At 62.0% G+C, this 12,165-nt stretch carries 8 protein-coding genes and 1 tRNA gene; 5 read left to right on the top strand and 4 right to left on the bottom strand.

Annotated features, from left to right (window positions below; translation table 11 throughout):
* The 5 genes from G6024_RS13550 to G6024_RS16765 form a co-directional block, all read left to right on the top strand.
* On the top strand, positions 1-1,554 hold a 1,554-nt coding region (locus G6024_RS13550), incomplete at its 5' end, for a C-terminal helicase domain-containing protein (protein WP_182640389.1).
* Positions 1,551-2,231 carry a DUF4391 domain-containing protein gene (locus tag G6024_RS13545; RefSeq protein WP_159148931.1) on the top strand — a complete coding sequence of 227 codons (681 nt, stop codon included), beginning with the start codon at positions 1,551-1,553 and terminating at the stop codon, positions 2,229-2,231. The genes G6024_RS13550 and G6024_RS13545, both read left to right, overlap by 4 nt.
* Positions 2,231-4,144, top strand: a complete 1,914-nt coding sequence (locus G6024_RS13540) for a site-specific DNA-methyltransferase (RefSeq protein ID WP_200841574.1) — start codon at positions 2,231-2,233, stop codon at positions 4,142-4,144. Before G6024_RS13545 ends, G6024_RS13540 begins: the two co-directional genes overlap by 1 nt.
* Positions 4,145-4,214: 70 nt before the next feature.
* Entirely contained in the window at positions 4,215-7,280 is a 3,066-nt protein-coding gene (locus tag G6024_RS13535; protein ID WP_159148930.1) for a type III restriction-modification system endonuclease, read from the top strand.
* A 51-nt stretch (positions 7,281-7,331) separates the two neighbouring features.
* Positions 7,332-9,767, top strand: a complete 2,436-nt coding sequence (locus G6024_RS16765) for a DUF262 domain-containing protein (protein ID WP_235027909.1) — start codon at positions 7,332-7,334, stop codon at positions 9,765-9,767.
* Here G6024_RS16765 and G6024_RS13525 read toward each other — a convergent pair.
* From G6024_RS13525 to G6024_RS13510, 4 genes are all read right to left on the bottom strand, one after another.
* Positions 9,768-9,841 (bottom strand) — tRNA-Leu (locus G6024_RS13525). It abuts the gene before it with no gap.
* Positions 9,842-9,894: 53 nt separating this feature from the next.
* The gene (locus G6024_RS13520; RefSeq protein WP_159148932.1) at positions 9,895-10,878 is read right to left on the bottom strand and encodes a Ppx/GppA phosphatase family protein; all 984 of its coding nucleotides are present in this window, start codon (positions 10,876-10,878) and stop codon (positions 9,895-9,897) included.
* 8 nt (positions 10,879-10,886) lie between these two features.
* On the bottom strand, positions 10,887-11,438 hold the full coding sequence (locus tag G6024_RS13515) for a DUF501 domain-containing protein (protein WP_159148928.1): 552 nt from the start codon (positions 11,436-11,438) through the stop codon (positions 10,887-10,889).
* The coding region (locus tag G6024_RS13510) for an FtsB family cell division protein (RefSeq protein ID WP_159148927.1) at positions 11,435-12,165 on the bottom strand (731 nt) is incomplete at its 5' end. The genes G6024_RS13510 and G6024_RS13515, both read right to left, overlap by 4 nt.

Genomic DNA, 12,165 nt, shown 5'->3' with positions numbered 1-12,165 from the left:
CGCCCCGGCTACTTCATCGGTGAATTGAGGCTTAAGAAGCTCATGACCGTCAACCTGCTAAAGCGTTTGGAGAGTTCGGTCGAAGCGTTCCGGCTCACCATGGGGAAGATCGAGGGGTCGGTCGACGCGACGCTCACTCGCCTAGCCAACCACTCGGGCGCCACCGGCCAGCTCGACGTGGACACGCTCGATCTTGACGACGAGGACGCGGACGCGCTCGAGTTCGGCGAGCGGATCCGGATCGATCTGGCAGATGTCGACATCGACTCATGGCAGCGGGATCTGTGGAATGATCGCGAGACTTTGCGCGAGCTCATCGACGTCATGCAGCAGATCACGCCCGAACACGACCTTAAACTCGCGACCCTGAAGAGGGTCATTTCACAGAAGATCGCCGAACCGCTGAACCCCGGCAACCGCAAGGTGCTGCTCTTCTCCGCATTCGCCGACACCGCGACCTACCTTTATCGCGAACTCGCTCCCCAGCTCGCGCTACAAGGCATCGAAAGCGGCCTGGTCACTGGCGGGATCGGGGGCGCGCGCACCACGCTGGGAAAGGGATTCGACGTCCAGCAGGCCCTAACCCTGTTTTCACCGCAGTCCAAACAACGGCACCTGGCCATGCCGGAGGCGACACAGGAAATCGATCTCTTGATCGGCACCGACGTGATCAGCGAGGGCCAGAACCTCCAGGATTGCGACTTCGTGATCAATTACGACATCCACTGGAATCCGGTTCGGATCATTCAGCGTTTCGGGCGAGTCGACCGCATCGGCTCGACGAATGAGGTGATCCAGCTCGTCAATTTCTGGCCGGATATCAGCCTGGACGAGTATCTCTCGCTCAAGGACCGGGTCGAGAGCCGGATGGTCATCGCCGACCTCGCCGGCACGGCGGACGACAACGTCCTCACTCTCGAAGGCAGCGACGCCGCCTTCCGGAGGGAGCAGCTACGCAAGCTGCAAGACGAGGTGATCGAGCTCGAGGATGTCCGCACGGGGGTGTCGATCACAGATCTCGGACTCAATGAGTTTCGCATGGATCTGCTCGGTCATCTGAAGGAGCACGGTGACCTCGACCACGCGCCCAAGGGACTTCACGCGGTGGCGCCGGCGATGCCTGGCATGGGGCTGCACCCGGGAGTGATCTTCGCGTTGAGAAACCTCAACGCGGACTCGCAAAATCTCCGAGGGAATCGTCTGCACCCCTACTACTTGGTCTATCTCGATGATTCCGGAACCGTGATCGCCGATCACACGGAGGTAAAGAGACTGCTCGACATGCTCCGTGCTGGCTGCCGCCTGCACGAGGAGCCGGTATCCGCGGTCACCTCGATCTTCAACGCCGCGACCGCCGATGGAGCGGACATGACCGCGTACTCCGCACTCCTCAACGCGGCAATCCGCTCCATAATCGACGTCTCTGCCGAACAGGACGTCGACAGTCTCTTTTCCGGCGGTCCCACCACGGCCCTGACGGAGGAGGTCTCCGGTGTGGACGATTTCGAACTGATCGCCTTCCTCGCCATCGTCGACCCGAATGTCGCAACGTGAGCACTCACCTTTACCACTGGCCGGAGAGTTCTGCGGTCGGGCGTGTAGTTCCGAAGTCTAGGTTCTACGAGAACGCCAAGGTGTCGACAGCGCTCAAGCAGCGATTCGTCGATGAGGTGCAGCGCATCACCTGGGCATTCAAGCTCAGCCCATCGACGGTGAACCTGAATCCCACCTCCTCAGTGGAGGAGATCGAGGTATTTCGTGTCGAGGCTAAGGCCGGGGACGTTTCCGACCATGTTCTCCTCGCGATCAGCAGGGCCCTCAGCCACCCCGTTGTATTCGAGATCGAGGCACAGTCACCGGTGGGGAGCGGGGCGGCGACGGGCCGCCGCGTCCGGATGGCGGCCACCGACCCTGGAACGGATGGAGGACGACGACGAGGCCTTCATTCGATCCCGTGGGCCCCAGCAGACACTGCCGTTCGTGCTCCGCTGCCTGCGGCGCTGGATCTGCAGGGGTTACTTGTCTCAATCCTCAAGTCAGTTCTTCCGGTCGACTCTCCGGCATACGAGTCTCTCGACGAGGCATTGAACCGATCGACCGCAGTGGAACGACACAAGAGGGAGATCGCTAGGCTTGAACGATCATTGCGCACGGAGATCCAGCTCAACCGGAAGATGGAGCTCCGCCGTGAGCTGAGGGCCCAGCAATCCAAACTGGAAGGATTGATGTAGTGGCGAAATCAATGCGTATGCGTTCGGCCGACCTAACTTCGCACAATGTCGAGAAGGTGGCCGACTTATTTCCGTCAGTGGTCACCGAGTCGCAAGACGACGACGGTCGCCTGCGTCGGATGATCGATTTCGACCTCCTCCGCCAAGAGTTGGCTGACGATGTAGTCGAAGGTCCTCGGGAGCGCTATCGCCTGGACTGGCCAGGCAAGCGGGCGGCCGCCGCGTTGGCCAATCGCCCCACCACCGCGACCCTGCGCCCCGACCGCAATGCGTCGGTCGACTTTGACACCACCGAGAACCTGTTTGTCGAGGGTGACAACCTGGAAGTTCTCAAGCTGCTCCAGGAGTCGTACTTGGGCAAGGTCAAGCTCATTTATATTGATCCGCCCTACAACACCGGTAGAGACTTCATCTACAGCGACGCGTATGCGATGTCCGCGGGCGATTACGCCTCGCAGACCGGGGACATCGACGAGTCCGGGACCCGAACGATGTCCTCGGCCGACTCCATGCGCATCAACTCCGACGCCAGCGGGCGCTACCACTCCAACTGGCTGAGCATGATGTATCCACGCCTGAAACTCGCCCGGAACCTTCTCGCCGACGACGGCGTGATCTTCATGTCCATCGACGACCACGAGGTCGATAACCTGCGGACGCTCGCCGACGAGGTATTCGGCTCGGACAACTTCGTAGCGCAGATCATCTGGCAGAAGGTTTTTTCTCCAAAGAATTCGGCCCAGTGGTTCTCAGAGGATCATGACTACGTGCTGGTATACGCTCGCAGCAAAGTTTCATGGAGACCAAATAAGCTGCCTCGAACGGTCGAGATGGATGCTCGGTATTCCAACCCCGATAATGATCCCCGCGGCCCGTGGACCTCGTCTGACCTCGCTGCGAGAAATGCGTACGACGCCGGTCTCTACCCAATCACCACCCCCGCAGGCCGTGTCATCGCAGGACCACCGCGTGGGAGGTACTGGGTCGTCTCCAAATCCAGGTTCCATGAGCTTGACGCCGATAATCGCATTTGGTGGGGCGCCGACGGCGACAATATGCCACGTTCTAAGCGCTTCCTTTCCGAGGTCTCCGACGGCCGCACTCCGCAAACCTTCTGGCCCTACTCGGAGGTCGGCCACACCCAGGATGCCAAGAAGACGCTGCTCAAGTACGTACCGTTCGAGCACACTGAAAACGTCCTCAACTCGGTCAAACCTGTTTCCCTGCTTCAGCGAATCATCCAGCTCGCCACCGATTCCGACCAGGGTCACGTTGTTCTCGACTTCTTCGGTGGCTCCGCCACCACTGCCCACGCCGTGCTCGCGCAGAACGCCGCCGATGGCGGCAACCGCCGATTCATCAGCGTGTCTATTGATGAGCCCCTCCCCCTGCCCGAGCCCATGTTTGATTCGATCTTCGGCATGGGTCTTACTCGCGTTCGGAATGCTGGCGCGGAGCTGCGAGAGCAGTCCTCCGGCACCACGCCCGACGTCGGGTTCCGGGTCTTGCGTTATGGCTCGAGCAATATGCAGAACGTATTCTACGCCCCCGATGCCACCGAACAGAGCGCGCTGCTCGACCTAGAAGATTCCATCAAGCCGGACCGCACTTCCGAGGATCTCTTGTTCCAAGTCATGTTGGACTGGGGTTTGCCTTTGTCGCTTCCAATGGTCCTCGAGACCATTGAAGGGTTCGATATTCTGGACGTGGATTCCGGTTCTCTGATTCTGCTGCGAAAGAACGCTACGAACGCAGGGGGGCCTAGTCTCGACGCGGTCGTCGACTCGCTCGCCACGCGTCTACCTGTCCGTGTGGTTTTGGTCGGAGCGGACCTTTCGTCGGACGCCGAGCTCATCAACTTCGAGCAGGTTCTTCGTGAGCGCTCTCCGCACACCGAGGTCCGTACACTGTGACCCCGGACTTCTGGCGAGGATCGCGTGATGGACAGGCGCGACATGCACTCCCCCGACCCGAAAGCACTCCGTGAAGCTCCAATTCAAGATTCAGCAGTATCAGACCGACGCCGTCGACGCCGTCGTGGACTGCTTCGCCGGCCAGCCCAAGTCAAGCGGGATTAGCTACCGGATCGACCCCGGTCGCGAACGGCCCACCCAGGGCACCTTGGAGTACGACGAGGAGCGGGCAGACGCGGGGTTTCGCAACGCCGAGATTGGCCTTTCCCGCGAGCAACTGCTCGACAACATTCACGCAGTCCAGACAGCCCGAAACCTCCCGAAGTCGCCCGCACTCGTCAATAGCAAGGCTGCCCCTAAGGCGCCGAACCTCGACGTCGAGATGGAGACAGGAACCGGCAAAACCTACGTCTACATCAAGACCATCATGGAAATGCACCAACGTTACGGTTGGAGCAAGTACATCATTGTGGTTCCCTCAATCGCGATCCGCGAGGGTGTCAAGAAGAGCTTCGACCTTACTGCAGATCACTTCCAGCAGCGCTACGGCACCAAGCCCCGGTGCTTCGTATACAACTCCAAACAACTCGAGGAAATCGAGGCCTTCAGCTCCGGAAACGGCGTGCAGGTCATGATCATCAACATCCAGGCATTTAATGCCCACGGAAAGGACAACCGTAGGATCTACGAAGAGCTGGACGACTTCGGATCCCGGCGTCCGATCGACTTGATCAGCGCCAACCGGCCCATCGTGATCATCGACGAACCGCAGAAGATCGGCGCAGCGAAGTCGCTGGTGTCACTTTCACGCTTCAACGCGCTGATGCTGCTGCGCTACTCCGCCACCCACAAAGTCGAACACGTTAAGGTGCACCGACTCGACGCCGTCGACGCCTACAACGCCAAACTCGTCAAGCAAATCGCTGTCCGCGGCATCACCGTAAAAGGCCTCGCCGGGTCCTCGGCGTACCTCTACCTAGACTCCATCACGATCAAGAAGGGCAGCCTGCCGACCGCGCTGATCGAGCTGGAGGTGCAGACCGCCACGGCCATCAAGCGCAAGGTCAAACGCGTGAACAAGGGAAGCCGCCTGCACGACCTTTCTAACGGACTCGAGGCGTACCGGGACCTCGTGGTGATCGAGATCGACGCTGTCCGGGACGTGATCGAGCTAAGCAACGGTGACATCATCACCGCAGGCCAACTCGCGGGGGACGCCAACGAAGAGGTCAAGCGCCGCATCCAGATCCGCGAAGTAATCGCCGCCCACCTGGAAAAAGAACGCGAGCTTCATTCCCGCGGTATCAAGGTTCTCTCGCTCTTCTTTATCGACGAGGTCGCTAAGTACCGTGACTACTCGCGCGAGGACACCCTCGGTGAGTACGCGCGCACCTTTGAGGAGGAGTACCGCATCGCCGTTGACGCTATTCTTGGCGAGCTGCCCTTCGAAGAGGCCGCCGCCTACCGCGGCTACCTCACACGGGATCTGCCAAACACCGTGCACGCGGGCTACTTCTCGATCGACAAGAATGGCCACGCGGTCGAGGGTTCCATCGCCAAAACCGGGGATGAGAAGGGCCAGTCCAAGGACTCCGACGCCTACGACCTCATCCTCAAGGATAAGGAACGCCTCCTGTCACTCGACGAGCCGGTGCGGTTCATCTTCTCCCACTCCGCGCTCCGGGAAGGGTGGGACAATCCCAACGTCTTCACCCTCGGCATGCTGAAAAAGAGTGACAACACAGTCTCCCGCCGGCAGGAAGTGGGGCGTGGACTCCGCCTCGCGGTCGACCAGCACGGAGAACGAATGGACCACCCATCGACTGTCCACGACATCAACATCCTCACCGTGGTGACCGACGAGTCATACACTGACTTCGTCGCCGGCCTCCAGAAGGAGATCGCCGAGTCTCTCTCCGCGCGGCCACGCAAGGCCAGTGTCGCCTTCTTCGAGGGAAAGACCTACCTGGGTGCCGACGGCGTCGAGAGCGTTATCGAGGCCGGTATCGCCTCGCTGCTTTACAAGTACTTGATCAAGAACGACTACCTCAACGACGACGACACCATCGCAGCCTCTTACAAGGCCGACCGCGAGGCTGGCACCACCGCTGCTGCCGCCCATCCCCAGTTGGAGCCCGTGCTCGACCTAGTGTTCCCCGTCGTGGATTCCCTCTATCTTGAGATCCCAGTTCCGATCGACGCTCGCAAGCCTAAAGAGATCCCATTCAATCGCGAGAACTTCGAGCGGAAGGAGTTCCAACGGTTGTGGAACACGATCAACCACAAGGTGGTCTACCAGGTCGAATTCGATTCCGACGAGCTCATCTCCAAGTGCATCCGCAAGCTCGATTCGCATCTCACCGTGGCCCCGCTGCAATACGTCACCCAGGTAGGTAGGCAGCGGGATTCTCTCGGCGCGGAGGACCTTTCCTCCGGCACCGGATTCAAGGTCGGCACCACCCGCACCCACACTGAATCCGATGCACGCTCTCAGGTGAAGTATGACCTTTTAGGCGAGATCACCGAGAAAGCCAGCCTTACGAGGCGCACGGTCGCACGAATCCTCACCGGCGTCACTCCGGCGACCTTCGCCAAGTTCAAGCAGAACCCAGAGCAGTTCATTACCGAGACGTCGCGGTTGATCAACGAGCAGAAGGCCGACGTGGTCATCGAACATCTCTCTTATGACACTCTCGAAGACCGGTTCGATTCAGTGATCTTCACGGAGAATCGCTCCAAGCAAGATTTCACGCACGCTGGGGACAAGCTCAGAAACCACGTATATGAGTATGTCGTTACCGATTCCCAAGTTGAACACCGATTCGTCACGGAGCTCGACACGAGCGCCGAGGTTGCCGTCTATGCCAAGCTCCCCCGAGGATTCGTGATACCGACGCCGGTGGGTGACTACAACCCCGACTGGGCGATTGCTTTTAAAGAAGGCACAGTCAAGCACGTGTACTTTGTTGCCGAGACCAAAGGTTCCTTGTCCTCGCTGCAGCTCAAGGGCATCGAGAAGGCAAAGATCGAATGCGCGCGCAAGTACTTCGCGGAACTCAGCTCACGCTCCCCCGATAAGGTCGTGTACAACGTGGTCACGGATTACACGGAACTCATGCAGCTCGTGTCCCAATAAGGTTCACGACCAACTGAGAAGTGACCGAAAGGATCAGCAGTGCGCGGTAGCGTGACCGAGATCTACCGGCTCTACGACGGGCAGAGCCGCACCCTTCACATCCCCGTCTACCAGCGAAATTACGACTGGTCGACAAAGCAGTGTGCCAGGCTGCTCGACGACCTCGAGGCGGTGATCAGCGAGGACCGCCCCAAGCACTTTTTCGGCGCCGTCGTGGGAAATCCGGTTTCGTCATTCGAATGGGTGGTGATCGACGGTCAACAGCGGCTCACCACTGTGAGCTTGCTGATCCTCGCGCTCACCAAGTCCGCAGAGTCTGGTGCAATCGAATTTGCCGATTCCGAATTACCTGGCAAGATCCGCAAGAATTATTTGCTCCTGGACGATGGTGCAGGTGAGGTCAAGGTCAAGCTGAAGCCAGTCAAGGACGACGACCTCGCCTACCGACGGCTCTTCGGTCCAGAGACCGAGTTCATCGAGACTTCAAGCCTTACCGCCAATTATCGCTACTTCATTGATCGCCTCGCTCACACATCGCTGAGTGGGGACCAAGTGTGGGATGCCCTCTGCCGACTCGAGGTCATGGCACTCGACCTCGAAGCCCACGATGAGCCGCAGCGCATCTTCGAAAGCCTCAACTCCACCGGCCTAGCGCTGAGCGAGGGTGACAAGATCCGAAATTTGGTCCTGATGAATCTCGAGCCTCGCGAACAGCAGCGACTTTACGAGGATTTTTGGAATCCGGTCGAGAAGAACGTTCACCATCGAACCGACTGGTTTATCCGCTGGTACCTCGTCACTTTTACCGGCAAGACGCCCAACCAACACGAGGTCTACGACACCTTCAAACGCTACCTTGCTGGCACCGACATTGGGGTCGAGGCGATCCTCTCGCAGATGCTGACCTACTCGCGGCACGTTCGCGCGATCGAGGACGCGGCCACAGGACTCGCGCAGGTCGACGCTCGCCTGAGTCGATTCAACGCTATCAAGGGCGACGTCGTCCTCCCTTACCTGCTCCCACTCCTGCAGGAAGTACGCGAAGGCACTACCACGGCAGGAGACTTCGCGGACGTCCTCGAAATTCTCGAGTCGTATATTTACCGCCGGATCACCTGCAGCATCGCAGCCAATGCCCTCAACAAGATCTTCGCGACCCTCTACAACGAGGCTCGACGACTGCGCACCGCGGATCACACGCACGCCGGGGTGCTCACCTACCTTCTCGCGAGGCGCGAAGGCGGGGGAAGGTTCCCCCAAGACGACGAGTTCCTGGCCGCCTTTGCCAGCAGAAACTCTTACGCGCTACGTTCCGGCTACCGCCGGTACCTCTTCGACTGCCTTGAAAACCGCGATTCTCTGGACGTTAGAGACATCTCCGCAGCGCTTGAGACCGGCGCCGCCTCCGTCGAGCACATCATGCCCCACACACTTACTGAATCCTGGAGGGCCACACTCGGCGAGAACGCGGAGGAGATCCATCAAACATGGCTCCATCGGATTGGCAACCTTACTGTGACCGGGTACAACAGCTCGTACTCCAACGCCCCCTTCACCCGAAAGAAGTCCATGGAGGAGGGCTTCGACGACTCCCCGTACCGCCTCAACAGTTACCTCAAGACACTTGATACGTGGGGCCTGCCGGAGATTGAGGAGCGCACACGGCGATTGACTGAGATCGCACGAACCTACTGGGCGATTCCGCAGACCTCGTTCCGTCCGCCTGCCGCTATCCTCGACAAAGTGGCACTTGGCGATGACACAGAGTTTCGCGGCAAGTCGATCACTGCTTACGAGTTCGGCGACGTCAGTGAGACTGTGACCTCGTGGGCCGAGATGCTCCGGCGACTGCTCCGCGTGCTGCTCGAGCAAGACCGCTCTGAGGTTCTCGACTTTGCCCAGGGCAACCCGAGCTTTGCTGTAGCCGGCGCCTCACAAGAGCTACCCGGGCCCGAGTTCACCAAGGTGGACGAGAGCCTCTCAGTGGTCACGGGAAGCCCCACCAACGCCAAGACCCGCCTACTCCGCGGACTGTTCGAACATCTCGGACTAGACACCGAGGATCTTATCTTTACTTTCAGGGCGGAGAAGGTGAACGAATCAACAGCGATCGACAACTCCGTCGACGAGCCGGAACCCGAGTCTGTCTACGCGGCTGTTACCAAGTTCCTAGACCAAATGGAAGAACTGTCAGGTCAGCAGGTCCTGCCCGACGACACCGTCGAGATCCGCGAGGAGTTCGCACGCGAATTCGCACCCTTTGTCAGCAAAAACCCACTCGCTGACCTTGGCGGTCACGGCCTACCTTTCTTTTTCGACCCCGCCGCAGTCGCATCGGCATCCGACCGGCAGATAATTGGCGCCTTGACTGCGACGCTGCAGTCAACGACTCTCTTCGATCCCTTGGCCCTTCACTCAGCGATCGCGGAGGGCACTATATCGCTGTGGCTTCGTCGACTCGATACCATCGGAACGAGTGTCCAGTAGTGCCCCCAGTCGGACTCGAACCGACACTGAAACGGTTTTAAGCCGTCTGCCTCTGCCAATTGGGCTATGGGGGCTTGTCGACCTCGCCACAGCGGGGCCGGGTTGCGCGCGGGCTGTCGGGCCAGGCTTAGGTGGTCAGCCGGGTCAGCACCGACATCGCGATGCCGTCCAGGATGTCCTTCTCACTCACCGTGAGCTCCGACAACCCCGCGCGCTCTGCCATCACATCACACAGCGCCTGGACCACGATGGAGCCCCCGCCGATGACGTCCGCGCGACCTGGGTGCATCGGCCCCAAGCTGCGGCGCTCGGCCACCGAGGACGCCACCAGCCTGTCGCAGACCTCGCGCATGCGATCCAGCGGGATGACGCTGCCGTGGATCCGCTCGGGGTCGTACTCCCCCAACCCCTGCGCCAACGCCGCGAGCGTCGTGAAGGTACCGGCCACGCCCACCCAGCGGGCGGCACGGCCCACCGGGACATCGCCGGCCTCGGCCAGCGCCTCGGCAATCATGGCCCGGGCCTCGGCGATCTCGGCCGGGGTTGGCGGGTCCGTATGCAGCACCCGCTCGGTGATCCGCACGCAGCCCACATCGAGGCTGCGAGCGCCCAGCAGCCGCACCTCTCCGCCGACGAGCTCACCCACCACGATCTCCGTGGACCCACCGCCGAGGTCGGTCACCACGAACGGCCCGTCCTCGGCCCGCAGGTCCGATACCCCGCCGGCAAAGGTCAGCTCGGCCTCGGTCTGCCCGGAGATCACCTCGGCCCGCGCGCCCGGGAAGTGCTGGCCCAGCACCTCGGCGGTCATGCCGAAGAACTCGTCCTTGTTGCGGGCATCGCGGGTAGCGGAGGTCGCGACCATCCGCACCGACTGCACACCGAGCTCGGCCATCGTGGCGGTGTAGTCCGTCAGCGCGGTCCGGCAGCGGGAGAGCGCACCATCAGAGAGCCGCCCGGTCGCGTCGACGCCCTCGCCGAGCCGGATGATCCGCATATCGCGCGTGACGTCGGTGAGCCCGGCCTCGCCGGGGACGCCCTCGGCGACCAGCAGGCGGATGGAATTGGTACCGCAGTCGACGGCGCCGACGCGGACAGCGCCATCGCGCATAGGCGTGGTCACTGCTCTTCCATCGCGAGGTAGTCGGGCACGCCCAGCTCCTCGGGGGTCGGCCAGTCCTCCGGCAGCGCCGTGCCGCGCAGCCCGGCCTCACAGGCCAGCGCCACGGACTCGTCGCCCAGCCAGACCACGCCCGGCCCCTCCGCGAGCGCGTACGCCATGAGCACGTGCAGGCACTTGACGCGCTCGGGCATGCCGCCGCCGCTGAAGTCCGTGCCCAGGTCCTCGATCTCGTTGCGCTTGGCGAGGAACCGCTCGTGCGCCTGCACGTAGTTGGCGGCCAGCTCGGGCTCCTGGGCCAACCTCGTCGTCATCCCCCTCATGATCCCCGCGGACTCCTGCCGACTCGCCTCGGCGGTGAGCCGCGGATCGGTGAGGTAGTACAGCGTGGGGAACGGAGTGCCGTCCTCCAGCCGCGGCGCGGTCTTGACCACCCCGGGCTGCCCGTCGGGGCTGCGGTAGGACACCTCCAGTACGCCCCGCGGCGGCCGACCCAGCTGGGCCTGGATCGCGTCGAGGTCTTCGCTGGACACGCTCTGCTCGGCGCTCACGCTGGGGGGTCCTCCTGTGATTGATCTTGGACGCCGCCCGGGATGGGGGCGGCGGGGTCGTCGGCGCCGGGCACGCCGGGCACGACCGGCACCGGCGGGGTGTCTGGGCCACCGGGGATGGACGTGCCCTGGAGCACCGTCGAATCCTCCGGCATGATCGGGTCGGCGGGCTCGGCGATAGAGTTCCACACGCGCGTCTGCCACGGCTGCGCCGCCAGCTCGGCGGCCTTCTGCTCGGCCACGGCCTGCTCGACCGGGTCGACCATGGACACGCGGTACGGGGTCTCCCCCGGCTTCACGGCGCCAAAGCGGATGCGGGCCTGCTGCTCGATGTACGCGGGGTCCGACAGCATCTGCTCCTCGGCCTCGAGCTCGGCGATCGTCGCCTCCAGCGCGGCCCGCTCCTGCGCCACGGTCTTCTCGTCGCGCAGGAACTGGTAGTGATTGCGCAGCGGGAACGACACGGTGACGAGCAGGATGATGGCGACGACGGCGAGGAGTCCGATCCGCCGCGGGGTGTAGTTCCGCGGGCCCAGCAGGGTGTCGGACAGGTCCGTGCGCGTGGTGAGGCGGTGGGCCTCCGGATGCGCTGTGGTACCGACCCGGCCGGAGCGGGCAGAGGCCGGGACGGGCCGGTCCCGTTCGCGGCTCGGCGTCCGCCGACGAGTCGGCTCGCGGCGGGTGGGGTCGGCGGGCTGATCGGCTCCGCTCTGCCCGTCGACCCCGT

This window comes from Dietzia maris, assembly GCF_014144855.1.
Lineage (GTDB): Bacteria > Actinomycetota > Actinomycetes > Mycobacteriales > Mycobacteriaceae > Dietzia > Dietzia kunjamensis.
This window is presented reverse-complemented; position numbering and strand designations above follow the sequence as displayed.

Bases quoted from the DNA above. Each gene is read 5' to 3' on its own strand.
- G6024_RS13520 (WP_159148932.1), bottom strand. From the start codon at position 10,878: ATGCGCGATGGCGCTGTCCGCGTCGGCGCCGTCGACTGCGGTACCAAT.